A 26,581-nucleotide genomic window follows, 5' to 3' on the forward strand; every position below is an offset into this window, starting at 1 on the left:
CGGTGAGGGTCCGGTGCGGGACGGGAGGGGCCGCCGCACCGGACCGCGGCTTCAGCCCTTGACCGCGCCGGAGGTCAGCCCCTCCACGATGTAGCGCTGCAGGAACCAGAACACCGCCATGGTCGGCAGCGCGATGAGCAGGGTGCCCACCGCGAAGAGTCCGAAGTTGGCGTTGCGTTCGTCGGCGACCAGGCCGTACAGGCCCAGCGCGACCGTCTTGGCCTCGGGGTCGCGCAGGAACACGCTGGCGATCAGGAACTCGTTGACGGTGGCGATGAACACCAGCAGTCCCACGATCGCCAGCACCGGCGTCACCAGCGGCAGCATGATGCGGAAGAACGTCTGGGCGTGGCTGGCGCCGTCGACCTTGGCGGACTCGTCCAGTTCCGCGGGGACGGTGTCGAAGAAGCCCTTCATCAGCCAGGTGTTCACGCTCAGCGCGCCGCCCAGGTAGACCAGCAGCAGTCCCCACCGGGTGTCGAACCCGACGGCGGGCCAGTAGTCGGTGATCGTGTTGAACATCAGGTAGATGGCCACGATCGCCAGGAACTGCGGGAACATCTGGATCAGCAGGATGCCGAGCAGGCCCGGGCGGCGCCCGGCGAACCGGAACCGGCTGAAGGCGTAGGCCGCCAGCGCGGACAGGAACACCGTCACCGCGGCGTTGCTCAGGGCGAGCGCCATGGAGTTGGCGTACCAGGAGCCGAACGGGGTGGTGGCGAACAGTTCCCGGGCGTTGGCCAGGCTGGCGCCGCTGGGCAGGAGGTGGCTGGAGCTGAGCGTTCCCAGCGGGTTGAGCGCGGCCGAGACCACGAACAGGATCGGAAACAGCGAGAACGCCAGGGCCAGCCACAGCAGCAGGTGCCGCCAGGAGTTCTCCCTCAGCCACCGTCCGGCCCGTCGGCGGGAGGGTGTCGTCGCGGTCATCAGCGCATCTCCTCCAGGGAACGGCTCTGTCTGAGGCTCAGCAGCGACAGCAGCGCCACGATCAGGAAGATGAGGACCGACACCGCCGAGGCGAATCCGTACTGGGCGCCCTGGCCGCCGAAGGCCAGCCGGAAGGTGTAGGTGATGAGCAGGTCGGTGGATCCGGCCAGCGGGTTGTCGGGACTGAACGGGCCGCCCGCGGTGGTCAGCCAGACCGCGTTGAAGTTGTTGAAGTTGAACGCGAAGGTCGAGACCAGGATGGGCATCATCGAGACCATCAGCAGCGGCAGGGTGACGTGGCGGAGCGCCTGCCAGGCGCTCGCACCGTCGATGCGGGCGGCCTGGCCCAGCTCCCGGGGGATGGCCTGGAGTGCTCCGGTGGCCACCAGGAACATGTACGGGAAGCCGAGCCAGGTGTTGACCAGCAGGATCGAGCCGCGCGCGGTCCAGGTGTTGCCCAGCCAGTTCACGTCCAGCCCCAGGACCCGGTTGATCAGTCCGAAGTCGGTGTTGAACATGTCACGCCACAGCAGCAGCATCGCGAACGAGGGCATCGCGTAGGGCAGGACCAGCAGGACGCGGTACAGGGTCCGACCGCGCAGCGGCCGGTTGGTGTGCATGAGCAGGGCCAGGCCCAGGCCCACGACGAAGACCAGGAGGGTGGTGCCCGCGGCGAAGCCGATGTTCCAGGTGAGGATGGACAGGAAGGACGAGGCGACGTCCGGGTTGGTCACGAACCGCAGGAAGTTGTCGAAGCCGACGTTGACCTGCCAGCCCTGGAGGAGCCGCTGCCCGTCTGCGGAGACGAAGACGCCGTTGTCGGGGTCGGCGACGTACTCCACGCCGGTGGCGGAGTCCACGACGCAGTCGCAGTCCTCCTGGTAGGTGCGGGTGGCCCGCCCCTCGTAGGCCGTGGACAGGCCGCTTGAGCGGATGCCCGTGCCGTCGCCGGTGGGCACCGCGAACTCCGCGATCTCGCCGCTGCGCTCGTTGATCTGGGCTGGGGTGAGGACCGTGTAGTCCTCGGCGGCGGTGATCCTGCCGGAGGGGTCGGTGGTGACGTCGTCGGGGGTGAGTTCGGTGAGCCCTTCGGCGCCGCCCGCGTACGTCGTTCCGTCGGCGGCGGTCAGCAGGAACACCAGGTCGCCGCTGCTCGGGTCGCCGTCGGCGGCCACCGTGAGCGTGTAGTTGGGGGAGTCGGGGGTGCGCACCACGGAGTAGGCCTCGATCGCGGCGACGGCCTGTTCCTTGTCGCCGCGGTGCCCGTCGCCGAAGTTCGTCACCGAGGTGCTGACGGTGTACAGCACCGGCAGGATCTGGAAGGCGACGAGCAGCAGCGTGCCGGGCAGCAGGTACTTCAGGGGTACGCGCCGGGGGGACAGGTACGCGTAGAAGATCAGGGCGGTCACCGCGGCGACGACGCCCACTCCGATCCAGTTGGCCGCGTCGACCAGCGGGACGGCCGCCCAGACCGCCAGGGCCGAGGCCAGGCCCAGCGCGCCGGTCTTGACGGTCAGGCCGAGCAGCGACGCGGTGGGCTCACCGCGGACGCGAGACGGGGAAGTGGACGCCCCCTCGGAGGCGTCCACGACGGTGTTGCGGGTCAAGGCGGATCAGCCGATCTGCTCGGCGATGGTCTTGCCCGCGGCCTCGACGGCGGTGGCGACGTCGTCACCGGCGACGACGGCGGCCTCGGCCTGTCCGAACGGTCCCCAGATGGCGGCCATCTCGGGAATCGCGGGCAGGGGGTCGCCGCCCGCGCCCGCCTCGACGATCCTGGCCAGGTCGGGGTCGGATTCGGCGACGGTCTCCAGGGCGGCGGTCAGCGCCGGGGGACGCGGGTCGGCCTCGTACAGTGCCACGGCCAGTTCCGGTTCGGCCACGTAGTTGGTCACGAACTCCTGGGCGAACACCTTGTTGGCGCCGCTGGAGGCGACGAAGAACGCCTGGACGCCGATGAAGGGGCGGGCCTCCTCGCCGTCGGCGAAGCCGGGGACGGGGCTGATCTCGTAGGGGATGCCCGCGGTCTTCATGTCGGAGATCGCCCAGGGGCCGGAGACGTAGAAGGCGCTCTGGCCCTCGTTGAACAGCGGCCCGGCGTTCTGGCTGTCGATGGAGCGTTTGAGGGCGCCCTCGCCCTCCTCGCCGAGTTCGGCGATCCTCTCGAACGCCTCAACGGAGGACTCGGTGCCCACCCCCAGGTCGGAGGGGTCCAGGTTGCCCTCGTCGTCCCGGCCGAACAGGTAGCCGCCCGCGGAGGTGTACAGCGGGTAGATGTGGTAGGCGTCGCCCTCCGCGCCCACCTGGAGGCTCAGGATCTCCTCGACCTCGCCCGCGTCCTTGAGTTCCCTGCCCTTCTCGACGAGTTCCTCGATGCTCTCCGGGGCGTCGGGGGCCAGGTCGGTGTTGCGGAACAGCACCAGGTTCTCCATGGCGTAGGGCACGCCGTAGAGCTGGCCGTCGAAGGTCAGCGCGTCGAGGGCGACCTGCTCGAAGCCGTCGGCCTTGTCCTGGGGGAGCTGGACGGGGTCGACCGCTCCGTTGCGGACCAGGTTGCCGGTCCAGTCGTGGGCGCCGACGACCAGGTCGGGGGGAGAGCCCGCCTGGTGCGCGGTGACGAAGTTCTCCTGGAGGTCCTCGTTGGGGACGGACTCGACCTCCACGGTGACGCCGTGGGTCTCCCCGAACTTCTCGGCGTAGGGGATCAGCACCTCTGTGCGTTCGGGGTCGGCCCAGATGACCATGGTGCCCCCGGAGTCCTCCTCCGAGGCCGCGGTGTCGTCGCCTCCGCCGCACGCGGTCGCGAGCAGCGCGACGGCCGCCACGCCCGACAGCACGCTGATGCTACGGAACTTCATTCCTTCTCCTTCGAGCATGCCGCGACGGCGCCCCCCTACGCCTCCGCGGCTTTCGAGTGCGGTGGCGAGAGACGTTAGCAACTTTTTGCAAAACTTGGAAGACTTTTCTGTTTCTTGCTGGAAGACAGGTAACCCAATCGAAAGGTCCGGGTGACAAAAAGGGGGGGTCTGGACGCCCCCGTGCGTCCAGACCCCCACCGGCGCGGCGCCTCCGGGCGCCACTCGTCCGGTCAGCGGCGCAGCCACACCGCGGTGTCGGCGGGCAGCACCAGGTGCTGCCCCGCCCGCTCCACGGGGCCGCTGGACAGCAGGACCTCACCGTCCAGGGGCAGCTCGACCGGTGCTGAGCCGAGGTTCACCGCGCATCCGAAACCCGGCTCGCGGAACAGCACCAGCACGTCCTGGGGGGACTCCCCCCAGGTCAGCGAACCGTCGCCCAGTGCCTCCAGCTCCCGGCGCAGTCGCAGGGCCGCGGTGTAGAGCGCCAGGGTGGAGTCGGGGTCGCGCTCCTGGGCCTCCCGGGTGAGCGAACGCCACCGCTCGGGCACCGGAAGCCAACTGCGCTCGGCGGTGCAGCCGAAGCCGAACGGCGGCTCCGTGCCCTCCCAGGGCAGCGGCACCCGGCAGCCGTCGCGGCCCCGCTCGGTGTGCCCCGAACGCTCCCAGGTGGGGTCCTGCAACGCGTCCTCGGGCAGGTCGGTGACCTCGGGCAGCCCCAGTTCCTCACCCTGGTAGAGATAGACCGACCCGGGCAGGGCCAGCATCAGCAGGGTCGCGGCCCGGGCGCGGGCCAGCCCCTTCTCACCGCCGCCGAACCGGGTGACGTGCCTGGTCACGTCGTGGTTGGACAGTACCCAGGTGGTGGGTGCGCCGACCGCGCCGTTGGCGGCCAGGGAGCGGTCCACGACCGAGCGCAGCCCGGCGGCGTCCCACTCGGCGGTGAGGTACTCGAAGTTGAACGCCTGGTGCAGCTCGTCGGGGCGCAGGTAGCGGGCCACCCGCTCGGCGTCCTCCACCCACGCCTCGGCCACCAGTGCGCGCTCGCCCGGGTAGCTGTCGACGATGGCCCGCCACTCCCGGTAGATCTCGTGCACGCCGTCCTGGTCGAAGTAGGGCAGCCGGGTGTGGCCGTCCAGCAGGTCGGCCTTCTGCCCCTCGGCGAGGTCGGGCAGCGCGGGGTCCTTGACCATCCCGTGCGCCACGTCGATGCGGAAACCGTCCACGCCCCGGTCCAGCCAGAACCGCAGGATGTCGGCGAACTCCGTCTGCACCTCGGGGTTCTCCCAGTTCAGGTCGGGCTGTTCGACGTCGAACAGGTGCAGGTACCACTCCTCCGCCTGGCCGTCGGACGCCTTGACGCGGGTCCATGCGGGACCGCCGAAGATCGACTGCCAGTTGTTCGGCGGCAGTTCGCCGTCCTCTCCCCGCCCCGGGCGGAAGACGTACCGGTCGCGTTCGGGGCTGCCCGGCCCGGCCGCCAGCGCCTCGCGGAACCAGGCGTGCGCCGAGGAGGTGTGGTTGGGGACGATGTCGATGATGACCCGGATACCCAGGTCGTGGGCCGTGGCCAGCAGGGCGTCGAAGTCGGCGAGGGTGCCGAACCGGGGGTCGACGTCGCGGTAGTCGGCCACGTCGTAGCCGCCGTCGGCCAGCGGTGAGACGTAGAAGGGGGTGAGCCAGACGGCGTCCACGCCGAGGGAGGCCAGCGCGGGCAGGCGCTCGCGGATGCCGTTCAGGTCACCCTCGCCGTCGCCGTTGGAGTCGGCGAAGCTGCGGACGTAGACCTGGTAGATGACCGCGTCACGCCACCAGCGGGTGTGCGCGGTCGGCGCCGTGATGTGGGCGTCAGGGGTCTGCTGCATGGTGCGTCTCCGTAACACGGACAGGAAAGACGGCTGCAATTACTTGCGCAAGGTTACCGACTTCTTGCAGCCGTGGAAGGGGTTTTTCGATTAGAGTGCTGGCATGGGTCCACCACGATTGGCCGACATCGCCCGCCAGGCGGGCGTGAGCGAGGCGACGGTTTCCCGGGTGCTCAACGACAAGCCGGGGGTCGGCCCGGCCACGCGCAAGGCCGTGCTGACCGCGCTCGACGTGCTCGGCTACGAGCGTCCGGCCCGCCTGCGACAGCGCTCGGCGGGACTGGTCGGGATGGTCGTCCCCGAACTGGAGAACCCGATATTCCCGATGTTCGCCCAGGCGGCCGAGGGAGTGCTGGCCCAACACGGCTACACGCCGGTGCTGTGCACCCAGACCCCCGGCGGGATCGCCGAGGACGAGTACGTGGAGATGCTGCTGGAGCGCAACGTCTCGGGCATCATCTTCGTGTCCGGCCTCCACGCCGACACCACCGCCGACCACGACCGCTACCGCGCGCTGCTGGCCCGGCGCCTGCCCATCGTGCTGGTCAACGGCTACGTCGAAGGGCTTCCCGCCTCGTTCGTCTCCCCCGACGACCGGGCCGCGGCCCGACTCGCGGTCAACCACCTGGCGGCCCTGGGCCACACCAGCATCGGGTTCGCCAGCGGCCCGTACCGCTACGTCCCCGTGCAACGCAAGATGGCGGGCTTCCGGGCCGCGCTCGTCGAGAACGGCCTGGAGTACCGCGACGACCTCGTGGAACTCTCCCTGTTCGGGGTCGAGGGCGGCCACGCGGCGGCCAGTCGGCTGCTGGACCGCGGCGTCACCGCCATCGTGTGCGGCTCCGACCTCATGGCGCTGGGCGCGGTCCGCGCGGCCCGCCAGCGGGGGCTGTCGGTGCCGGGAGGGCTGTCGGTGGTCGGCTACGACGACTCCCAGCTCATCGCGTTCACCGACCCGCCGCTGACCACCGTGCGCCAGCCGGTCCAGGCGATGGCGCTGGCCGCGGTCCGGGCGCTGTGCGACGAGATCGCCGGGCACTCCCCGGCGCGCACCGAGTACGTGTTCGACCCCGAGCTCGTCGTCCGCGGCTCCACCGGCGTACACCGGGCAGCCCTCGACGAAAGGGTCAGCCCGGGCGGAGGGTAGCGTGCTGCCCATGCACACCGGAACCGTCCTGTCGGTCAACGTCGGCCTGCCCGTGCCCGCCGAGTGGGCGGGCAGACTCAGACGCACCGCCATCGACAAGCGCCCCGTCACCGGCCGCCGCCGCGTCCACCCCCTGGGCCTGGACGGGGACGGCCAGGCGGACACGGCCAACCACGGCGGTCGCGACCAGGCCGTCTACGCCTACGCCCGGGAGGAGCTCGACCTGTGGCAGGAGCGACTGGGCCGACCGCTGCGCGACGGGATGTTCGGTGAGAACCTCACCACACGCGGAGTCGAGGTCAGCCGCGCGCTGATCGGGGAGCGGTGGCGGGTCGGCACCGCGCTGCTGGAGGTGACGCTGCCGCGCGTCCCGTGCGGCACCTTCCAGAACTGGCTGGGGGAGCGCGGCTGGGTCAGGCGCTTCACGGAGGAGGCGCGCACCGGCGCCTACCTGCGGGTGGTCGAGGAGGGCGACCTGGCCGCCGGGGACCGGGTGGTCGTGGAGCACCGCCCCGACCACGGCATCGACCTCGCCAGCGCCTTCCGGGCACGCCGCGAACGCGACGTCGCCCTGCTGCGCCGCGTCGTCGAACTCCCCGGAAGCGCCGCCGAGTGGCGCGAACGGCTGGCCGCCACCGAAGTGCAGCTCGGGGACGCGTCGAAGTGACGGGACGGCGACGCCACGTCCGGCGGGCGCGGCGGGCCGAGCACCATCGGACATCACCGAGACTGAAGACATGCCCTCAGTCCCACTCGACGGCGTCCCCGTCCCCGACGACGGCGCACTGCCCGACTCCGCGTTGACAGGGGTCGGCACACGGCCGTTCGGGATCTACGTACACGTGCCGTTCTGCGCCACCCGCTGCGGCTACTGCGACTTCAACACCTACACCGCGGCGGAACTGCGCTCCCGGGACGGCTCGGCGGTCGCGTCCACGCTGACCTACGCCGACCAGGCCGTCGCCGAGGTGGACCTGGCCCGACGGGTGCTGGGCGACCGCGACGTCCCGGTGCGCACCGTCTTCGTCGGCGGAGGCACCCCCACCCTGCTGTCCCCCGAGCACCTGGGGCGGATCCTCGCGGCGATCGACGACCGGTTCGGCCTCGCGCCGGACGCCGAGGTCACCACCGAGGCCAATCCCGAGACCGTGGACCGCGGCTCCCTGCTGCGGCTGCGCGACGCCGGATTCACCCGGGTGTCCTTCGGCATGCAGAGCGCCCGCCCGCACGTGCTGGCGGTCCTGGAGCGCACGCACACCCCGGGACGGCCCGAACAGTGCGTGGCCTGGGCCCGGGAGGCCGGGTTCGCGCACGTCAACCTCGACCTCATCTACGGGACTCCCGGCGAGAGCGACGCCGACTGGAAGGAGTCCCTCAGCGCCGCGGTCGCGGCCGGTCCCGACCACGTCTCCGCCTACTCGCTCATCGTCGAGGAGGGCACCCGGCTCGCCGCGCGGGTGCGTCGCGGCGAACTCGCACGGCCCGACGACGACGTCATGGCCGACCGCTACCTGATGGCCGACGAGATGCTGTCCGCCGCGGGACTGCACTGGTACGAGGTCTCCAACTGGGCGGCCGACGCCTCCGCGCGCAGCGCGCACAACCTGCTGTACTGGACCGGCGGCGACTGGTGGGGGATCGGCCCCGGCGCGCACAGCCACGTCGGCGGCACCCGCTGGTGGAACGTCAGGCACCCCGCCGCCTACGCCGCCCGCCTGGCCGCGGGCCGCACCCCGGCGCAGGCCCGCGAGATCCTCGGCGCCGAGGACCGCCGCTTCGAACGCGTCCTGCTGGAGCTGCGGATCGCCGAGGGCTGCCCGCTGGACCTGCTCGACGACTCCGGGCGCGCCGCGGCCGCCCGCGCCGCCGCGGACGGACTGCTGGACGCAGACGCGCACGCCCGGGGACGCGCGGTGCTCACCCTCCGGGGCAGGCTGCTCGCCGACGCCCTGGTGCTCGACCTCACCTGACCCGGACAACGGGAACGGGCCCGGTCGAGTGCTCGTCCGGGCCCGTCGGCTGTGCGGGGTTACTTGACCAGCCGGGTGCTGACCGGGTAGCGGTACCACTCGCCCCTGTTGGCGGCCATGCCGGCGAGGATGCAGAAGACCAGGCTGAAGATCCAGACGACCATCGGCACGAAGAACAGCAGGCCGAAGGTGATGACCGACAGGATCCAGGCGGCCACCTGGGCGATGGCGATCATGATCTGGAAGTTCAGCGCCTCCAGCAGGTGGTGCCTGAGGTAGGGGGAGGAGGTGTCCTTCTTGACCAGGTACATGATGAGCGGGCCGAGGAACCCGGTGATGATGCCGAGAAGGTGCGTCAGCATCGAGAACATGTTGTCGTCGCTGCCGCCGTAGCCGGGCTGCTGCCCGTGACCCGGCTGCTGCGGGTAGCCCGGCTGCTGCCCGTAGCCCGGCTGCTGCGGGTAGCCGGGAGGGGGCGGGGGAGCACCGTAGCCGGGCTGCTGACCGCCCGTCGCGGAGGGGTCGGGACCGTAGCCTCCCTGACCGTGGTCCTCGGGGCCGTTGGGCTGGTAGGGGTTGCTCATGATCGTCCTCGTGTTCAGTCGGTGTGGGAGACGCGGGGCCGAGCCACCGCGGCGTCGGGGTGCGGAGGCGGTCTCCTCCCGACCCCGGAGGGTCGGCGTTGACTGTCCGTTGTCTCAGGTCGGCGTGGACCGTCCGATGATTCCGACGGACTCACCGTAGGGGAGGTTCCCGTCATTTGACCAGATGGACGGCGATCGGGTAGCGGTACCAGGCGTCCCTGGCCGCCGCGGTCGCGGCCAGTGCCCCGAAGACGAGGGAGAACAGCCACACGGCGACGATCAGCACCGATCCGGTCCAGGAGAGGTCCGGGACGAACACCCCGAACCCAACGAAGACCCCGACACCGATGACGTACGGGACGAACAGGGTCAGTTGGAGGTTCAGCGCCTCGGCCGCGTGGTGTCGCACGAAGGGTGAACGGCCTTTCACCGCCAGGTAGACGACCAGCGCGGGCAGCCATCCCGCGCACGCGAAGACCATTCCCACCAGGTGCGCGACCATCGCCCAGGAACTCCCGTCGGCGACCGGCGGCCCCGCCGCGGGCCCCGGGCCGAATCCCGGTTGCGCGTAGCCCGGGGGTGCGGGCGCGCCCGCGGGGGGTTGGGGGTGGGCGGGGTGCGGTCCCGTGGCGGGCCGGGCGGGACCCGGGGGCGCGAAATGCGGCGGAGAGGCGGCGGGCTGCGGTCCGGACGGCCCGAGACCCGACTGTCCCCCGGAGGGGGTGTGCTCCCGGGGCGGCTGCCATCCGGGAGGCGGGTCCTGGGGAGGAGGGGTGGGCGGCGTCTGGCTCATGTTCTCCCTTGACTGTGCCGATGGTCACGGACCCGGAACGCACGGTCCACACCGCGCAGCCTAGCCTCCGGAAGAGTACGGTGCGGTCACGAAGTCGATCAGTTCTTCGACACGTCCCAGCAGTCCGGGTTCCAGGTCGGCGTAGGAGCGCACCGAGCCCAGGATCCGCCGCCACGCCTCCTGGGGGTCGGCCCGCCAGCCGAGCGCGGCCAGCACCCCCTCCTTCCAGGGGGTCCCGCGCGGCACCGGGGGCCAGGCGGGGATGCCGACGGCCGACGGACGCACCGCCTGCCAGATGTCGACGTAGGGGTGTCCCAGGACCAGGACGTCCGGGGAGCGGACCTGTTCGGCGATCCGGCTCTCCTTGGAGCCGGGAACGAGGTGGTCCACGAGCACGCCGAGCCGCCGCCGGGGGGAGGGGGCGAACTCCGCGACGACCTCCACGAGGCGGTCCACCCCCTCCAGGCACTCCACGACCACGCCTTCCACCCGCAGGTCGTGTCCCCAGACCCGCTCCACGAGTTCGGCGTCCTGCACGCCCTCGACGAAGATCCGGCTCTCCCTGGCGGTCCGCGCCCGGTGGCCGGTCACCATGACCGAGCCCGAGGCGCTGCGCGGCGGGGCGTCGGGCGCGGTCGCGGGACGCACCACGGTCACCGGTCGACCGTCGACCAGAAAGGCCGCGGGGGTCATCTCGAACACCCGCCGCCGACCGTGGCGGTCCTCCAGGGTGAGGGTGGTGCGGTCCCAGGCGACCACCGCGCCGCAGAAGTCCTCGTCCGCGGTCTCGACGACCAGTCCGCGTTCGGCGGTGACGGTCGGAACGCTCCGGCGCTCCCGGCGCCACCGGTCGCCGGAGAGGACGTCGTCTCCGTACCGCCTGGAATGAGGGCGCATGCGGCGGATTGTAGCGGCCGGGGCGGTCGCCTCCGGGGATCGTGGGACGCCGGTCGCGGGTGGGGCGGAGGAGGTGACATGGTGAGAAGGGTTCCGTTCCGGGGAGTGAGGACGGGTCCGCTTCGGGGCAGACTTCGGTTGATACCGTGCTCGAACGGACATAACGCCGCTTGGTGTCCCCGCGTAGAATTAGCACTTAGGACCACGGAGTGCCAGGAGGTGAGCGCGTGCTCGACGACCGTAAACTCGCGGTGCTGCGTGCCATCGTCGAAGACTACGTGTCCACGAACGAGCCCGTGGGCTCCAAGGCGCTGGTCGAACGGCACAGGCTCGGGGTCTCTCCGGCGACCATCCGCAACGACATGGTGGCACTCGAGGAGCAGGGCTACATCGCCCAGCCGCACACCAGTGCGGGCCGGGTGCCCACCGACAAGGGGTACCGGCTCTTCGTGGACCGGCTCTCCACGGTCAAACCCCTGTCCAGGGCCGAGCGGCGGGCCATCGAGACGTTCCTGTCCGGCGCGGTCGACCTCGACGAGATCGTCTCCCGCACGGTGCGACTGCTGTCGCAGCTGACCCGGCAGGTGGCGATCATGCAGTATCCGTCGCTGACACGATCGTGCGTGCAGCACATCGAACTCGTGCCGCTGGGAACCCAGCGTGTCATGATGGTGCTGATCACCAACACGGGCCGGGTCGAGCAGCGCGTCATCGACGGTCTCGCGGAGGTCTCCGACGACGTGGTCGACAATCTGCGCGGGGTGCTCAACCGCGCTCTCGTCGGCAAGTGGCTCACCGACGCGCCCGAGGCGCTCTCGGGGGTCACGGTCCAGCTTCCGGCGGACGACCGTCCGATGGCGGAGTCGGTGCTGTCGGTCCTGATGGAGAGTCTCGTCGAGAAGCACGAGGAGAAGATCGTCTTCGGTGGTACCGCGAACCTCGCCGCGATGGGTTTCTCGGCCGACCTCCGGGACGTTCTCGAGGCCCTGGAAGAAAACGTCGTGCTCATCCGTTTGCTCGGTGAGATAGGCGACGCTTCGATGCTGACGGTGCGCATCGGCGCGGAGAACGCCCACGAGGGCCTGCACACCACGTCGATCGTCGCGGCGGGATACGGGATCGGCGACCAGACGCTGGCCAAGCTCGGGGTCGTCGGCCCGACCCGGATGGACTACCCAGGAACGATGGGAGCGGTACGCGCAGTGGCAAGGTACGTCGGTCAGATCTTGGCGGGGCAGTAAGTGGCCAGAGACTATTACGAGATCCTCGGCGTTCGCCGGGACGCGACCCAGGACGAGATCAAGAAGGCATATCGCCGTCTCGCGCGTGAGCTCCACCCGGACGTCAACCCCGATCCGGAGACCCAGGAGCGGTTCAAGGAGGTCGCCCAGGCCTACGAGGTGCTCTCCAACCCGGAGAAGCGCCGCATGTTCGACATGGGCGTCGACCCCTTCGCGCGCGGCGGCGCCGCCGGCGGCGGAGCGGGCGGCTTCGGCGGGGCGGGCTTCCCGTTCGACGACCTCATGAACGCGTTCTTCGGGGGAGGCACCGGAGGGCCCAGGACGGCGCGCGAACGCATGCGCCGGGGACGCAGTATCAAGGTGCGGGTCGAACTCGACCTCGCCGAGACCGCGTTCGGGGTCACCAAGGACATCACCTTCCCCACGGCGGTGGTGTGCGACACCTGCCAGGGCGAGGGAACGGCGCACGGAAGCCACCGCGAGACCTGCGACATGTGCGGCGGCCGGGGCGAGGTCTCCCAGGTCACCCGCTCCTTCCTCGGCCAGGTCATGACCACCCGGCCGTGTCCGCAGTGCTCGGGACAGGGCACCGTCATCCGCAACCCCTGCCCCGACTGCGCCGGTGAGGGCCGGGTGCGCGAGCGCGTCACCCGCAAGGTCCAGATTCCCGCGGGAGTCGAGGACGGCACCCAGATCCAACTGGCGGGCGAGGGCGAGGTCGGTCCGAACGGCGGACCGCGCGGCGACATCTACCTGGAGATCGTCCAGCGCCCGCACCCGATCTTCGAGCGGCGCGGCGACGACCTGCACTGCACGGTCACGGTGCCGATGACGGCGGCGGCCCTGGGCGCGTCGCTGACCATCGACACCCTCGACGGCCCCGAGGAGATCGACCTGCGCCCCGGCACCAACTCCGGGCAGGTCATCACCCTGGAGTCGAAGGGCTGCCACCACCTCAACGCCACGGGCCGCGGCGACCTGCTGATCCACGTCACCGTCGAAACACCCAGCCGGTTGGACGAGGAACAGGAGGCGCTGCTGCGCAAGCTCGCGGAGCTGCGTGGTGAGGACCGTCCGCCGGGCAAGTTCAGCCCCGGCCACGGCAACCTCTTCTCCCGGCTGCGCGACGCGTTCGGCGCGCGGTGACGCCTCCGGTCTTCCTGGTCGGGCCCGAGGACCTGGATACCGACTCCGTGCTGGTGGCGGGGGCCGAGGGACGGCACGCCGCCACCGTGCGCAGGATCACCGCGGGTGAGACCGTCGACCTTGTCGACGGCGTCGGGACACGGGCGCGCTGCGTGGTCACCGCCGTCGGCAAGGACACGGTGACCTGCGCGGTCCGCGAACGCGTCCGTGAGGCGGAACCCGTCCCCCGCATCACCGTCGTGCAGGCGCTGCCCAAGGGCGACCGCGGGGAGCTGGCCGTGGAGGTCATGACGGAGGCGGGAGTCGACACCGTTGTGCCCTGGCAGGCGGAACGCTGCGTCACCCGGTGGCGGGGCGACCGAGTGGCCAGGTCGCTGGCCAAGTGGCGGGCGGCGGCCCGAGCGGCGGCCAAGCAGGCCCGGCGCAGCCGTGTTCCCGAGATCGCCGAACCGGTGCGGGAGGCGGGAGTCGCCGAACTGCTCGCCTCGGCCTCACTCGGGATCGTGCTGCACGAGGAGGGCGCGGTGCGGCTGTCCGCGCTCGGACTTCCCGAGGCGGTGTCGGCTCCCGGCGGGCACGTCGTGCTCGTCGTCGGCCCCGAGGGCGGTTTCACCGACGCCGAACTGGTGGCCTTCGAGGCCGCCGGAGCGGTGCGGGCACTGCTCGGTCCGACCGTGCTGCGCACCTCCACGGCGGGAGTGGCCGCGCTGGCCGTCCTGCAGACCCGCTGCGGTCGCTGGTAGGGCCACCACAGCCAGGACCGGCGGCGAACGGTCGCCGCGGGGCGACGGCAGAGCGGCCGATGCGCGCAGCGCCTCGGGTCACCCGCGCCCTCCCCGACGATCAGCAAGAGGAGCCTCCGGCGCCCCAGCGCCTGAGCTCGTGGTGTCTTCACCTCGAAGACGCGGGAAGGCGCGGGCGGACGCGGCGCCGGGGGCGCCCTGACCGCTCCACAGTCGGCACACCCCCTGGGGCGCGGGTCCTTTCGAGAGCTTCCCGTCCTCTTCTGGGGCCGGTGTTCCACGCCCCCGGGTACCGAGGCCGCCCGGAACACCTCCCCCGTCTCCTGGCGCCGGTTCCAGGAGTCCCGGCGCCGAGATCACGGGGAGTCGTCCCTGCGGGGCGAGGAGGAGGGAGCCTCCTCTTCCGGGCTCGGGGACGAGGAGGCGGTCGCGTCGCCGGAGCCGTCCTCCTCCTCGGGGGAGGAGGACGGCCTGTCGGGAGTGGGCTCCTCGGACTCGGCATCGGACGGGCAGGGCTGCGCGGCGGAACGGTCCTCGTCCTCGGAGGGGGACGCCTCCTCGTCCGTCGCCTCGGGGGCGGCGGAAGCGCAGGAGTCGGGCGCGGACTCCTCCGAGGAGGGGGAGGAGTCCGAGACGGACGGCTCCGGGGAGGGGGGAACCGCCTCGGGGACCGGTGGGACGCCGCCGGCCGGCGCGTCGGCCCCGTCGTCCTCGCCGACGGGGTCCTCGACCGGACTCGGCGCGCTCTCCTCCGCTCTCTGGGAGTCCGCGGCGGAGACGAACGACTCCGGCAGCACGTGGTCGCGGATCTGCGGGGTGCCCAGCAGAACCGATCCGGCGATCAGCGCGGCGGCGCCGACGGCGACGACGGGACGGAACCAGACCAGCCCCAACCAGGGGAACAGACGTTTGCGTTCGGTGCGGGCCCGGATGCGCTCCAGCGCGTCGTGTGAGACGGGGATGTCGTCGGCCTCGGCGCGCAGGGCCGCCCGAAGCCGCTCTTCGAAGTCGTCGAATTCTTCGGTCATGTCGTCTGCTCCAGGAGCTTGCGGAGCGTGGAGATGCCGCGTGCCGTGTGGCTCTTGACCGCGCCGCGGCTGATGCCCATGGCATCGGCGATCTGGGCTTCGGAAAGATCCCCGTAGTACCGCAGAACGATGGCCTCCCGCTGCCGCGTCGGCAGCGCGCGCAGGGCGTTGACCACTTCGGCGCGCTCCAGCTCGCCGAGGGCGCCGTGCTCGGCGCTGGGGGCGTCGGGAAGCGCCTTGGGGGCGTGCTTCTCGACGACGGCCCGGTGACGCAGGACGGACCGGGCCTTGTTGACCACCGACTGGCGCAGATAGGAGAGCGCCTTGTTGGGGTCGCGCAACCGTCGCCAGGCGCCGTGCATGGCGACGAACGCGTCCTGCACGACTTCTTCGGCGGTGGCGACGTCACGGACGAGGAGGGCGGCGAGCCGCACCAGGGGACGGTAGTGGGCCGAATACAGCTGCGTCACCGCCTGGTCGGCGTCCCACCCGACCGACACCGTCGCTGCGGGCGCTCCCGCCACCATGGTTTCAGTCACGTGGTTAGGACGCGGCCCCTTCTCGCCGGGTTTACGAAAGGCCATGCCGTTCTTCTCGTTCGGTTGGGGTCTGATGTCTGCTGGAGAAGGCGTCCATGACCCCCTTCGGTCTTCTCGGCGCACGGACAGCGCACGTCGCGGCCCTCGCCGCGGTCGACGGGGCGGGAGATGCGGGCAACGACGCGAAGAACCAGGATAGTGCGCACGGCGGTGCCTCGGAGCGTTTCCGGGACGCGGGGCGGGCCGCCGGGGTTCCGCACGGGGGGTTCCGGGAAGAGGTGACTCCCGGACACGGCGACCGGCGGACCGGGGACCGTGCGGCGGCGGGCTCCGGCATGATGGGGACCGGAAGAGCACCCCGCGTTCTTCGAGGAAGGGAGGAGTCGGTGACCGACAGCCGGTCCGACTGCCTGTTCTGCAAGATCGTCACCGGAGAGGTGCCCGCCGAGGTCGTCCGTGAGGGCGAGCGCACGGTCGCCTTCCGCGACATCAACCCGCAGGCACCCACGCACGTGCTGATCATCCCGCGCGAGCACTACCGCGACGTGGTCAGCGCCGGAGCCGCCGAGGTCGGCATTCTCGACGAGATCGCCCGGGAGGCCGGTGAGATCGCGCGGGCCGAGGGCGTCGCGGAGAGCGGATACCGCCTGGTCTTCAACACCGGCCCCGCGGCCGGGCAGACGGTCTTCCACCTGCACGGCCACCTGCTGGGCGGACGCGGCCTGGAATGGCCTCCGGGGTGAGCGGGAGCGGCGCCGTCCCGGCCGGGGGAGGCCGGACGCCTCCGCGGCCCCCGGCCGGGGCGGGGGAAAATCCTGGGGGGACACGACCGCCGGTTGGTAGAATCGCAGATGAAGCACAGTGGCGGCAGGTGCTGCTGTGACATGGCCTCCGGACACGCGAAAGGCAGGGGCGAGACGGCCGCAAGGCCACATCATGGTCGAATCAACGTACGCACACACCCAGGTCAAGGTCGTCGTCCCCGAAGAGCAGATGATGGTCCATCTGCTGGGTTCCGGAGACGAACTGCTCCGAGTGGTCGAGAACTCCTTCGACAGCGACATCCACGTCCGGGGCAACGAGATCACCATCAGTGGCCGCCCCGAGGACAACGCCTTGGTGGTCCGGCTCATCGAGGAACTTCTGCGGTTCGTGGAGAACGGGACCCAGATCACCCCCGACGCGATCGAACGGGTGCTGGGCATGCTCCACGCTCCCGGTGGAGAGCGCCCCGCCGACGTGCTGACGATGAACATCCTGTCGGCCCGCGGACGCACCATCCGGCCCAAGACGCTGAACCAGAAGCGCTACGTCGACGCGATCGACAGGCACACCGTCGTCTTCGGGATCGGTCCGGCGGGCACCGGGAAGACCTACCTGGCCATGGCCAAGGCCGTCAAGGCGCTCCAGGCCAAGGAGGTCAATCGGATCATCCTCACCCGTCCCGCGGTCGAGGCGGGGGAGCGGCTGGGCTTCCTGCCCGGCACCCTCTACGAGAAGATCGACCCCTACCTGCGGCCGCTCTACGACGCGCTGCACGACATGCTCGACCCCGACTCCATCCCCAAGCTGATGGCGGCGGGGACGATCGAGGTCGCGCCGCTGGCCTACATGCGGGGCCGCACCCTCAACGACGCCTTCATCATCCTGGACGAGGCGCAGAACACCTCGCCGGAGCAGATGAAGATGTTCCTCACCCGGCTGGGCTTCGGCTCCAAGATCGTGGTCACCGGCGACGTCACCCAGGTCGACCTGCCCACCGGCCAGTCGAGCGGACTGAGCGTCGTCGAGACCATCCTGGACGGTATCGACGACATCAGCTTCTGCCGCCTCACCAGCAACGATGTGGTCCGGCACAAGCTGGTCGGAAAGATCGTGGACGCCTACGGCAAGCACGAGGCCAGACAACGGCAGAGGCAGGACAACGGTTCTCCGGGGCGCAGGCAGGTCCGTTCCAACGGATCGGACAGCGGCGCCAGGTGACCGGCGGCGCTGACCGCACCGCGGCGCGCCCTCCCGAGACGGCACACGGAATAGGGCTGGTAACAGCTATGAGTATCGACGTCGCGAACGAATCCGGCGTCCCCGCCGACGAGGAGCGGCTGTCCCGCCTGGCGCAGTACGTTCTGGACGCCATGCGGGTCCACCCGTTGGCGGAGCTGTCGGTGCTCCTCGTGGACGAGGAACCGATGACGGACCTGCACGTGCGGTGGATGAACGAGCCGGGACCGACCGACGTGCTGTCCTTTCCCATGGACGAGCTACGCCCGGGGGCGCCCGGCCGCACCTCGGAACCGGGAGTCCTGGGTGACGTGATCATCTGCCCGCAGGTCGCCGCCCGCCAGGCGGAGAAGGCCGGGCACAGCACCCAGGACGAGATCGACCTGCTGTGCACCCACGGCATCCTGCACCTCCTGGGCTACGACCACGCCGAGCCCGAGGAGCACAAGGAGATGTTCGGCATCCAGGACGAGCTTCTGGCGGGCTGGCGCCGAAGTCTGGAAGAAGCGCGGTGAGCGGGACCGCCGGCACGGGGATCGCCTTCGGCCTGGCGGTCCTGTTCTCTTTCGGCGCGGCCTTCCTGGTGGGCGCCGAGACCGCGCTCGGCCGGGTGCTGCGGCTGGGCGCGGAGACATCCGACCGCGACGGTCCGGCCGTGCGCAGGCTGGATCGGATCGTCGCCGACCCCGCCCGCCACCTCAACACGGCGCTGCTGCTACGGGTCTGCTGCGAGGTGCTGGCCGTCCTCGCGCTGGCGGTCGGCTTCTTCGGCCTGCTCGGCCTGAACCGGCTCGCGACCGTCCTCACCGCAGGGGTGATGATCCTGGTCAGCTACGTGCTGATCGGGGTGGTGCCGCGTGTCCTGGCACGGCGGTTCCCCACCCCGGTGGCCCTGGCCGGCGCCACCGTCGTCCACCCGGTGACGCCGGTGCTGGGACCGCTGGCCCAGCTCCTGGTGTCCGCGGGGCAGGCCCTCGTCCCGAGTGCGGGGACCGACCGGGAGGGGCCCTTCTCCACCGAGGAGGAACTGCGCCACCTGGTGGACCTGGCCGAACGGGGACAGGTCATCGACGCCGAGGAACGGCAGATGATCCACTCGGTGTTCCAACTCGACGACACCACCGTGCGCGAGGTGATGATCCCCCGCACCGACATCGTCTTCCTCGACGGCGACGTCTCCGTCGAGGACGCCCTGGAGAAGGCGCTGAGCAGCGGCTACTCCCGCATTCCGGTGATCGGTGAGAGTCTCGACGACGTCATCGGCGTCGTCTACCTCAAGGACATCGTGGCGCGGCTGCACGACGTCTGGGCCACCGAGGGCTCCGGGGCGCCCGACCCGGGACGCACGGTCCGCGACATCATGCGCGAACCCACCTACGTGCCCGACTCCCAACCCGTCGACGAACTGCTGCGGGAGATGCAGCAGCAGCGCATTCACCTGGCGGTGGTGATCGACGAGTACGGCGGCACCGCCGGGATCGTCACGATCGAGGACATCGTCGAGGAGATCGTCGGGGAGATCACCGACGAGTACGATGACGAGGTCCCGCCGATCGAACGCCTGGGCGACAACCGTGCCCGGGTCACCGCGCGGCTGCCGGTGGGGGAACTCGCCGAGCTGTTCGACGTGGAGATCGACGCGCCCGACGTGGACACCGTCGGCGGTCTGCTCGCCTACGCGCTCGGCCGGGTCCCGCAACCCGGTTCCCGGGCCGAGTACGCGGGGCTGCGGCTGGTGTCGGAGGATCCCGCGCGCCGCCGCCGCAAGATCGCCACGGTCCTGGTGGAGCGGCTGCCCGAGCCCGCGGAGTCGGCGGACGCGAACCACACCTGACCGCAGGAGAGGCAGTTTTCCGTGAGCGACACCATCCACGACGTCCACAATCCCGAGGACGTCAAGCTGATCACCCTGGCCCGGTCCTCGCGCGCCCGCAACGGCGCGGCCGAGGGCGCGGCGGTGCGCGACGAGACGGGCCGCACCTACGTGGCCACGACCGTCGCCCTGCCGTCGCTGGACCTGAGCGCCCTGCAGGCCGCCGTGGCCGCCGCGGTCTCCAGCGGCGCGGCACGTCTGGAGGCGGCCGTGGTGGTGAGCGAGGCCTCCGCGCTGGCCGACGCCGACCGCGCGGCGGCGGGCGACCTGAAGGCCGCGGTGGTCGTGCTGGCCGCGCCCGACGGCACGCCCGTCCGCGTCGAACGGGCCTGAGCAGCCGCGCGAACCGGCGAAACTGGAGAACATGGACGACCGCGACAGCACCACGCCGCTTCCGCCACTGCCGATGCCCACCTATCGGGAGGGCTACCGCAGCGGTTTCGCCTGCTTCGTCGGCAGGCCCAACGTGGGCAAGTCGACGCTGATGAACGCCCTCGTCGGCCAGAAGGTGGCGATCACCAGCAACCAGCCGCAGACCACGCGACGCACGGTGCGCGGAATCGTGCACCGCGACGACGCGCAGCTCATCATCGTGGACACCCCCGGCCTGCACAAGCCGCGCACGCTGCTGGGGGAGCGGCTGGACAGCCTGGTGCGCTCCACCCTGGTCGAGGTCGACGTGATCGGGTTCTGCGTTCCCGCCAACGAGCCGATCGGGCGCGGCGACACCTACATCGCCCGGGAGCTCGCCCAGCAGCGGGAGACCCCGGTCGTGGCGATCGTCACCAAGACCGACACGGTCGACCGCAAGCAGGTCGCCGAACAGTTGCTGGCGGTGTCCCAGCTCGGGGAGTGGGCCGACATCGTCCCGGTCTCGGCCGCCGGCGGCTTCCAACTGGGCGAGCTGACCGACGTGCTCTGCGGCCACCTGCCGGAGGGGCCGCCGCTCTACCCGGACGGCGACCTCACCGACGAGCCCGACGAGATGCTGGTGGCGGAGCTGATCCGGGAGGCGTCCCTGGAGGGGGTGCGCGACGAGCTGCCGCACTCCATCGCGGTGGTGGTGGAGGAGATGGGACCGCGTGAGGGCGCCCGCCCGGGGCGGGAGCTCATCGACATCCACGCCTCCCTCTACGTGGAGCGGCCCAGCCAGAAGGCGATCGTCATCGGCGCGAAGGGCTCCCGGCTGCGCGAGGTCGGCACCCGGGCGCGCAGGCAGATCGAGGCGCTGCTGGGCAGCCGCGTCTATCTGGACCTGCGGGTGAAGGTCGCCAAGGACTGGCAGCGCGACCCCAAGCAACTGCGCCGCCTCGGTTTCGACCAGCAGACCTGAGTCCGAAGCGGGGAAGTCGGGGGACGGGTTTCCGGATCACCTCGACCCCGGGGACCATGCGGCCCCGACACCGGGGGAGGTGCCAGACCAGTACCGGAAAGTCGGGGCGGGGGTGCGGTATTCCAGGTAAGCGTCCGGGGCGGGCCGTCTCGGGTGCTTCGGTGGAATGCCCTGCCCGCCTGACTTCCCGGCGTTGGTCTCCAGGTGGCCTCGACCCGAGGGGGTCGTGGAACCTCAGGAAGTTCTGAGGTGGTCCTCCTCGGGGCGAGGCCGCCTGGAAACTCTTCTGGGGCGGGGCCGTCCTTGCCCCGCCGGGCTCAGCCGGAGGACTGCTGGTTGAGGTCGTCGGCCAGGTCGTGGGCCGCCTGGCGGACCACGGGGGCGGCCTTGGCCACGAAGTCCCAGGTCATCCGGGACTCGGGGCCGGAGATGGACATGGCCATCATCGCCGGGCCACCCAGGACCGGAACGGCCAGGCAGCGCACGCCGACCTCCTGCTCCCCGTCGTCGACGGCGTATCCGCGTTTGCGGACGCGGGCCAGTTCGGCGGCGAACTCCTCCGGGGCGGTGATGGTGCGGTCGGTGGCCGGAGGCATCCCGGTGCGGCGTACCACGGCCAGCGCCTCGGCCTCGGGAAGCTGCGCCAGCAGCGCCTTGCCCACGCCCGCCGAATGCGGGAGCACCCGGCGGCCGACCTCGGTGAACATGCGCATCGCGTGGGGTGAGGGCACCTGCGCCACGTAGACGACCTGGTCGCCGTCGAGCATGGCCAGGTTCGCGGTCTCGCCGAGTTCGTCCACCAGGTGCGCCAGATGCGGACGCGCCCAGGCGCCCAGCATGCGCGAGGCGCTCTCGCCCAGACCGATCAGCCGCGGCCCCAGGGCGTAGCGGCGCGACGGCAGTTGCCGGACGTAGCCGTTGCCGACCAGGGAGCGGATGATGCGGTGGATCGTGGGCAGCGGCAGCCCCGACGAGTGCGCGAGCTGGCTGAGCGAGATCTCCCCGCCCGCCTCGGCCATGATCTCCAGGAGGGTGAACGCGCGGTCGAGCGACTGCACTCCGCCGGAGCGTTCCCGTTTGCCCGCGGTGACGGCGGCGCCGTTCATGTCGTCGAGTCCGGCGCCACCGGTCGCTGTCTGTGACGTTGTCAAAGGATTCAGCTCCCATCGCCGTGACCGACCGGGCTGACGGCCACATGAGTTCTCGGGCTCCTCATTCTGCGGCACACGAAGCCGCGCTCGCGGGCGCTTCACCCGTGTTGCGCGGGTAAAACCCCGCTGATCCGCGCCGTGATGCGTCCTGCGGGTCGCCGTCTCGGAAGGGGAGACCCGTATCTCCCGCCCGTCTTCTCGCCGTTTCGAATTGTAGAAGTTGATATTCGTTATGCAGAAGTACTCGGACATGGAGCTTTTCTGTCAGCGCGTCGTGGCACCGGGGGACGGTGCGCGCGTCGGTGAAATCCGTGGCCGCTTTCGGACAAGGGAAAACCGGGGTTCTGGAGATCCGCAGGTGGGAAGCGTCTGCCGCCCGCGGTCGCGCGCGCCGGGCGGGGCGGTCGCGGAAGAGTTGCGCTCCCCGGGAAGACACGGTGAGTAGGATGCCCGTCGCGATCACGCGATCCCCCCAACCATGAGGAGTGAACACATTGATCATCTGGCGCGGCTGGGGAATCCTTGTTGTCCTGATGGCCGCGATCCCGGCGGTGCTGGGCGCTGTCTCCGTTCAGGCGCTGCTGGGTGAGGCGATGGCGCCGCTCGGCGCCGGTATCGGACTCGTCGTGGGCGGTGTCGCCTCCTTCCTGGTCGGGCAGCGGCTCAACGCCCCCGTCCAGGGCTACCACCCGGCGACCGGACAGCCGGTGCTCTACAAGAACCGGCACACGCTCTTCTTCATCCCCATGCAGTACTGCGGTGTCCTGCTGCTGGTCCTCGGAGCGGTCCTGGGCGTCGTGGGCCTGTCGGGGGTGTAGCCCTCCCCCTCCGCCCGGACGTGCTCAGGCGGCCGCGTCCGGGCGGGGGCGTCCGGGACGGGGTCCGGTCCCCGTTCTCCTCTTCGGGGGCCGGGATCCGTCCCGATGGACGACGAGGACCGCGGCGAGTCCGGTGGCCAGGCCCAGGAGGGTCAGCGGGCCGAAGGGCTCGCCGAAGGCGAGGGCGCCCCACAGCGCGGTGACGGGGGCCATGAGGAACATGAGCGTGTTGACCCTGGTGACTCCCGAACGCCGCAGGATCACCCAGTACAGTCCGTAGCCGCCGAAGGTGGGCAGGGCGACGAGCCAGGCGATGGCGACCCAGAAGGAGGCGTCGGCCGGGGGCGTCGCGGCTCCGGTGCCCACGGCCAGCGCGGTGAAGACGACGGCGCTGGTGGAGCAGTGGATGGTCAGCGACACCGCGGGAGTCGCCCGGGTCGGGGACCGGCTCTCCAGGAAGGTCGCCGCGACCAGCGACAGCATCCCGAGGAACGGGACCAGGTAGGCCCACCAGACCACCCCGGAGGCGGCCAGGGCGTCGGCGGAGGTGACGGCGACGGTTCCGAGCAGCCCGAGGCACAGGCCGAGCCACTGCCGGGGCGAGACGTACTGGCCGAGGAGGGGCCCGGCCAGTGCCCCGGCGACCAGCGGTTGGATGCCGTCGATGAGGGCGGTGGTCCCGCTGGAGACCCCGAGATGGATGGCGTGGTAGACGGCGACCAGGTAGCCGCTCTGCGACAGCAGGCCCGTCACCGCCTGCCTGGCCGCGTCCCGTGCGGTGAGGCTGCGCCACGCCCCTCTGTCGAGGACCGCGGCGAGGGCGGCCAGGGCGAGGGCCAGCGGTACGAAGCGCCACATCAGGACGGTGACCGCAGGCGCGCTTCCCGCGCCCAGCTTGGCTCCGATGAACCCGGCGCTCCAGCAGAGGACGAACGCCGCCGAGAGCGCGAGATTCATGCGACCACCAACTAAACAGATCTGTATACCTCTCTCGTGACTATACAGATCGGTATAGAGTGGGGCAATGAGCAGTACGCAGGCACCTCGCCGCATCACGATGACCCCGGGCGCGCGCCGTGTCCTCCGGGCGGCCGAGCGGCTGTTCTACGAGCGCGGCATCCACGCCGTCGGGGTGGACCTCATCGCCGCCGAGGCGGGAGTCACGAAGAAGACCCTCTACGACAGGTTCGGCTCCAAGGAGCAGGTCGTCGTGGAGTACCTCGCGGACCGCGACGAGCGCTGGCGCGCATTCCTCGACCGCCGCCTCGACCTGGCCGGACCGGACGCGCGGCGGCGGGTCCTCGCCGTCTTCGACGCCTCCCGGGAGTGGTCCGGGGAGAACAGCGCCAGAGGATGCAGCATGGTCAACGCCCACGCGGAGATCAGCGACCCGTCCCACCCGGCGGGCGCGATCATCGCCGGCCAGAAGGAGTGGATGCTCGCCCTGTTCACCGGCCTGTGCGAGGAGATCGACCCGGACGGGGCGGCTGCGCTGGGCCGGACACTCATGCTGCTGCACGAGGGGTCGCTCGTCGCCCACGGCCTGCGGATCTTCCCCGACCCGATCGCCCACGCCCGCGATCGGGCGCGGACCCTCCTGGAGGACGCCGGGCGAGGGGGCGGCCGACCGCCGGACGTGCGGAGGTGACCCCGGCCCGCGGCGGCGGGGCGCGGCGACCCGGAAACGCCGCGTGGCAACCGTGCGCGGCGCTGCGGGAGGCGCCCGGGTGGCCTCGAACGGCGGGGTCCCCGCCACGTGCGGTGCGAACGGTCTGCTAACGTGGCTCCTGTCATGCTGCGCGAGCTGCTCCTGCTTAGCGGCCGCGGCGGGGGCCGATAGGCCGGCTCCCTCGCCGCGGAGGTTCGACCTGTCCGCTGTCGGCCGCATCGACCGCAAGAATCCTTCCGGGAGCTTCTTCCATGATTCCGCAGCAACAGCCCAGTGGCATGCCCTTCCAGCGTTATCAGCCGTTCAGACCGGTTGACCTGCCGGACAGAACCTGGCCCTCCAAGACCATCACCAGGGCCCCCCGGTGGCTCTCCACCGACCTGCGCGACGGCAACCAGGCGCTGATCGAGCCGATGGACGCCGACCGCAAGAGCGAGATCTTCGACCTGCTGGTCCGCATGGGCTACAAGGAGATCGAGGTCGGCTTCCCCGCGGCCAGCCAGACCGACTACGACTTCGTGCGCTACCTCGTCGAAGAGGACCGCATCCCCGACGACGTGCAGATCTCCGTGCTGACCCAGGCGCGCGAGGAGCTGATCGAACGCACCGTGCAGAGCCTGGTCGGCGCCAGGCGGGCCACCGTGCACCTGTACAACGCCACCGCGCCGGAGTTCCGCCGGGTGGTGTTCGGCGTGGACCGCGAGGAGTGCAAGGCCATCGCGGTCGAGGGCACCCGGCACGTCATGAAGTTCGCCGAGCAGTACCTCGGCGACACCGAGTACTTCGGCTACGAGTACTCGCCGGAGATCTTCGTCGACACCGAGCTGGACTTCGCACTGGAGGTGTGCGAAGCCGTCATGGACGTCTACCAGCCCGGCCCCGGCCGCGAGATCATCCTGAACCTGCCCGCCACGGTCGAGCGCGCCACCCCCAACGTCTACGCCGACCAGATCGAGTGGATGAGCCGCAACCTGTCGCGCCGCGAGTACGTGTGCCTGTCGGTGCACCCGCACAACGACCGCGGCACCGGCGTGGCCTCGGCGGAGCTGGCCGTGATGGCGGGCGCCGACCGTGTCGAGGGCTGCCTGTTCGGGCACGGCGAGCGCACCGGCAACGTGTGCCTGGTGACGCTGGGCATGAACCTGTTCAGCCAGGGCGTGGATCCGATGGTCGACTTCTCCGACATCGACGAGATCCGCCGCATCGTCGAACACTGCACCCAGCTGCCGGTCGCCCCCCGCCACCCCTACGGCGGCGACCTGGTGTACACGGCGTTCTCCGGCTCCCACCAGGACGCCATCAAGAAGGGCTTCCACGCCCTGGAGGCCGACGCCCAGGCGGCGGGCGTCCCCGTGGACGAGTACCGGTGGAGCGTGCCGTACCTGCCGATCGACCCCAAGGACGTCGGTCGCAACTACGAGGCCGTCATCCGGGTCAACAGCCAGTCCGGCAAGGGCGGCGTCTCCTACGTCCTGCAGCGCGACCACTCCATCGACCTGCCGCGTCGGCTGCAGATCGAGTTCTCCAGGGTCGTCCAGGAGTTCACCGACGCCGAGGGCGGCGAGTTCAGCGGCGAACGCATCTGGGAGATCTTCGCCGAAACCTACCTGTCCGAGGGAGTGACCGGCGTCATGGCGCACCGCTCCCAGAGCACCGACGACGGCACCTACCGCATCAGCGCCGACGTGCGGCTGCGCGGCGAGATCCGGGAGATCACCGGAACCGGCAACGGTCCGATCTCCGCCTTCGTGGACGCGCTGGCCGGTGTGGGCATCAAGGTCCGCGTCCTCGACTACAGCGAGCACGCCATGAGTGAGGGCGGCGACGCGCGCGCCGCCGCCTACGTCGAGGCCGAGGTCGACGGCCGGGTCCTGTGGGGCGTCGGCATCAACAGCAACATCACCACCGCCTCGCTGAAGGCGGTGTGCAGCGCGGTCAACCGCGCACAGAGCTGACGCGGGGACCGGGCGGGGTGCGGGACGGTGTTCCGCCCCCGCCCGG

Annotated in this window: 26 protein-coding genes; 15 read left to right on the forward strand and 11 right to left on the reverse strand. The window is 70.9% G+C overall.

What is annotated here, in order from left to right; all coding sequences use genetic code 11:
• Nucleotides 1–51 precede the first annotated feature (51 nt).
• The 4 genes from NI17_RS01255 to NI17_RS01270 form a co-directional block, all read right to left on the reverse strand.
• The gene (locus NI17_RS01255) at nt 52–927 is read right to left on the reverse strand and encodes a sugar ABC transporter permease (protein ID WP_068687826.1); all 876 of its coding nucleotides are present in this window, start codon (nt 925–927) and stop codon (nt 52–54) included.
• On the reverse strand, nt 927–2,534 hold the full coding sequence (locus tag NI17_RS01260) for an ABC transporter permease subunit (RefSeq protein ID WP_068687827.1): 1,608 nt from the start codon (nt 2,532–2,534) through the stop codon (nt 927–929). The genes NI17_RS01255 and NI17_RS01260 overlap by 1 nt, the downstream gene beginning before the upstream one ends.
• Nucleotides 2,535–2,540: 6 nt before the next feature.
• Complete coding sequence (locus NI17_RS01265; RefSeq protein ID WP_068687828.1) at nt 2,541–3,785, reverse strand: sugar ABC transporter substrate-binding protein; 1,245 nt, start codon at nt 3,783–3,785, stop codon at nt 2,541–2,543.
• A 230-nt stretch (nt 3,786–4,015) separates the two neighbouring features.
• Nucleotides 4,016–5,647, reverse strand: a complete 1,632-nt coding sequence (locus NI17_RS01270) for a glycoside hydrolase family 13 protein (RefSeq protein WP_119267852.1) — start codon at nt 5,645–5,647, stop codon at nt 4,016–4,018.
• A gap of 103 nt (nt 5,648–5,750) precedes the next feature.
• Here NI17_RS01270 and NI17_RS01275 point away from each other — a divergent pair, with 103 nt between their 5' ends.
• The 3 genes from NI17_RS01275 to hemW all read left to right on the forward strand — a co-directional run bounded on the left by NI17_RS01275 (nt 5,751) and on the right by hemW (nt 8,764).
• Entirely contained in the window at nt 5,751–6,794 is a 1,044-nt protein-coding gene (locus NI17_RS01275) for a LacI family DNA-binding transcriptional regulator (protein WP_199859900.1), read from the forward strand.
• A gap of 10 nt (nt 6,795–6,804) precedes the next feature.
• On the forward strand, nt 6,805–7,461 hold the full coding sequence (locus NI17_RS01280) for an MOSC domain-containing protein (protein ID WP_068687967.1): 657 nt from the start codon (nt 6,805–6,807) through the stop codon (nt 7,459–7,461).
• 70 nt (nt 7,462–7,531) lie between these two features.
• Entirely contained in the window at nt 7,532–8,764 is a 1,233-nt protein-coding gene (gene hemW / locus NI17_RS01285) for a radical SAM family heme chaperone HemW (protein ID WP_068687831.1), read from the forward strand.
• A 59-nt stretch (nt 8,765–8,823) separates the two neighbouring features.
• On the opposite strand, the gene NI17_RS01290 is transcribed toward hemW, so the two are convergent.
• From NI17_RS01290 to NI17_RS01300, 3 genes are all read right to left on the reverse strand, one after another.
• The gene (locus NI17_RS01290) at nt 8,824–9,348 is read right to left on the reverse strand and encodes a DUF4870 domain-containing protein (RefSeq protein ID WP_068687832.1); all 525 of its coding nucleotides are present in this window, start codon (nt 9,346–9,348) and stop codon (nt 8,824–8,826) included.
• A gap of 172 nt (nt 9,349–9,520) precedes the next feature.
• Complete coding sequence (locus NI17_RS01295; RefSeq protein ID WP_234401578.1) at nt 9,521–10,141, reverse strand: DUF4870 domain-containing protein; 621 nt, start codon at nt 10,139–10,141, stop codon at nt 9,521–9,523.
• Between the two features lie 60 nt (nt 10,142–10,201).
• Nucleotides 10,202–11,038: a DUF3097 domain-containing protein gene (locus NI17_RS01300; protein WP_068687834.1), complete on the reverse strand. Its 837-nt coding sequence runs from the start codon at nt 11,036–11,038 to the stop codon at nt 10,202–10,204.
• A 227-nt stretch (nt 11,039–11,265) separates the two neighbouring features.
• Here NI17_RS01300 and hrcA point away from each other — a divergent pair, with 227 nt between their 5' ends.
• The 3 genes from hrcA to NI17_RS01315 are packed head-to-tail and all read left to right on the forward strand — an operon-like array spanning nt 11,266 to nt 14,168.
• On the forward strand, nt 11,266–12,279 hold the full coding sequence (gene hrcA / locus NI17_RS01305; RefSeq protein WP_068687835.1) for a heat-inducible transcriptional repressor HrcA: 1,014 nt from the start codon (nt 11,266–11,268) through the stop codon (nt 12,277–12,279).
• The gene (gene dnaJ / locus NI17_RS01310; protein ID WP_068687836.1) at nt 12,280–13,425 is read left to right on the forward strand and encodes a molecular chaperone DnaJ; all 1,146 of its coding nucleotides are present in this window, start codon (nt 12,280–12,282) and stop codon (nt 13,423–13,425) included. It abuts the gene before it with no gap.
• Nucleotides 13,422–14,168: a 16S rRNA (uracil(1498)-N(3))-methyltransferase gene (locus tag NI17_RS01315; RefSeq protein ID WP_068687837.1), complete on the forward strand. Its 747-nt coding sequence runs from the start codon at nt 13,422–13,424 to the stop codon at nt 14,166–14,168. Before dnaJ ends, NI17_RS01315 begins: the two co-directional genes overlap by 4 nt.
• A 356-nt stretch (nt 14,169–14,524) precedes the next feature.
• Here the strand turns inward: NI17_RS01315 and NI17_RS01320 are convergent, their stop codons facing one another.
• Together NI17_RS01320 and NI17_RS01325 are read right to left on the reverse strand one after the other, a co-directional pair.
• Nucleotides 14,525–15,196 carry a hypothetical protein gene (locus NI17_RS01320; RefSeq protein ID WP_068687838.1) on the reverse strand — a complete coding sequence of 224 codons (672 nt, stop codon included), beginning with the start codon at nt 15,194–15,196 and terminating at the stop codon, nt 14,525–14,527.
• On the reverse strand, nt 15,193–15,723 hold the full coding sequence (locus tag NI17_RS01325; protein ID WP_068687839.1) for a SigE family RNA polymerase sigma factor: 531 nt from the start codon (nt 15,721–15,723) through the stop codon (nt 15,193–15,195). Before NI17_RS01325 ends, NI17_RS01320 begins: the two co-directional genes overlap by 4 nt.
• A gap of 350 nt (nt 15,724–16,073) precedes the next feature.
• Here NI17_RS01325 and NI17_RS01330 point away from each other — a divergent pair, with 350 nt between their 5' ends.
• The 6 genes from NI17_RS01330 to era all read left to right on the forward strand — a co-directional run bounded on the left by NI17_RS01330 (nt 16,074) and on the right by era (nt 20,942).
• Nucleotides 16,074–16,478 (forward strand): histidine triad nucleotide-binding protein, encoded by a 405-nt coding sequence (locus NI17_RS01330; RefSeq protein ID WP_084012375.1) that lies wholly within the window; start codon nt 16,074–16,076, stop codon nt 16,476–16,478.
• A gap of 193 nt (nt 16,479–16,671) precedes the next feature.
• Nucleotides 16,672–17,718, forward strand: coding sequence for a PhoH family protein (locus tag NI17_RS01335; protein WP_068687841.1), 1,047 nt, complete (start codon nt 16,672–16,674; stop codon nt 17,716–17,718).
• Nucleotides 17,719–17,786: 68 nt separating this feature from the next.
• On the forward strand, nt 17,787–18,251 hold the full coding sequence (ybeY, locus tag NI17_RS01340) for an rRNA maturation RNase YbeY (RefSeq protein ID WP_068687842.1): 465 nt from the start codon (nt 17,787–17,789) through the stop codon (nt 18,249–18,251).
• The gene (locus tag NI17_RS01345) at nt 18,248–19,570 is read left to right on the forward strand and encodes a hemolysin family protein (RefSeq protein WP_068687843.1); all 1,323 of its coding nucleotides are present in this window, start codon (nt 18,248–18,250) and stop codon (nt 19,568–19,570) included. The genes ybeY and NI17_RS01345 overlap by 4 nt, the downstream gene beginning before the upstream one ends.
• Before the next feature lie 21 nt (nt 19,571–19,591).
• Nucleotides 19,592–19,942, forward strand: a complete 351-nt coding sequence (locus tag NI17_RS01350; protein WP_068687844.1) for a cytidine deaminase — start codon at nt 19,592–19,594, stop codon at nt 19,940–19,942.
• A gap of 31 nt (nt 19,943–19,973) precedes the next feature.
• The gene (era, locus tag NI17_RS01355) at nt 19,974–20,942 is read left to right on the forward strand and encodes a GTPase Era (RefSeq protein ID WP_068687845.1); all 969 of its coding nucleotides are present in this window, start codon (nt 19,974–19,976) and stop codon (nt 20,940–20,942) included.
• A gap of 317 nt (nt 20,943–21,259) precedes the next feature.
• Here era and NI17_RS01360 read toward each other — a convergent pair whose 3' ends face one another.
• Nucleotides 21,260–22,048: an IclR family transcriptional regulator gene (locus NI17_RS01360; protein WP_170163040.1), complete on the reverse strand. Its 789-nt coding sequence runs from the start codon at nt 22,046–22,048 to the stop codon at nt 21,260–21,262.
• A 539-nt stretch (nt 22,049–22,587) separates the two neighbouring features.
• Between NI17_RS01360 and NI17_RS01365 the strand changes: the two genes are divergently transcribed.
• Nucleotides 22,588–22,911 (forward strand): hypothetical protein, encoded by a 324-nt coding sequence (locus tag NI17_RS01365; protein ID WP_068687846.1) that lies wholly within the window; start codon nt 22,588–22,590, stop codon nt 22,909–22,911.
• A 24-nt stretch (nt 22,912–22,935) separates the two neighbouring features.
• On the opposite strand, the gene NI17_RS01370 is transcribed toward NI17_RS01365, so the two are convergent.
• On the reverse strand, nt 22,936–23,868 hold the full coding sequence (locus tag NI17_RS01370) for a DMT family transporter (protein WP_068687847.1): 933 nt from the start codon (nt 23,866–23,868) through the stop codon (nt 22,936–22,938).
• A 67-nt stretch (nt 23,869–23,935) separates the two neighbouring features.
• Between NI17_RS01370 and NI17_RS01375 the strand changes: the two genes are divergently transcribed.
• Nucleotides 23,936–24,559, forward strand: a complete 624-nt coding sequence (locus NI17_RS01375) for a TetR/AcrR family transcriptional regulator (RefSeq protein WP_068687848.1) — start codon at nt 23,936–23,938, stop codon at nt 24,557–24,559.
• A 272-nt stretch (nt 24,560–24,831) separates the two neighbouring features.
• Complete coding sequence (gene leuA, locus NI17_RS01380) at nt 24,832–26,535, forward strand: 2-isopropylmalate synthase (RefSeq protein ID WP_068687849.1); 1,704 nt, start codon at nt 24,832–24,834, stop codon at nt 26,533–26,535.
• Nucleotides 26,536–26,581: the final 46 nt, after the last annotated feature.

Origin of the sequence: Thermobifida halotolerans, assembly GCF_003574835.2 — a bacterium.
GTDB lineage: Bacteria > Actinomycetota > Actinomycetes > Streptosporangiales > Streptosporangiaceae > Thermobifida > Thermobifida halotolerans.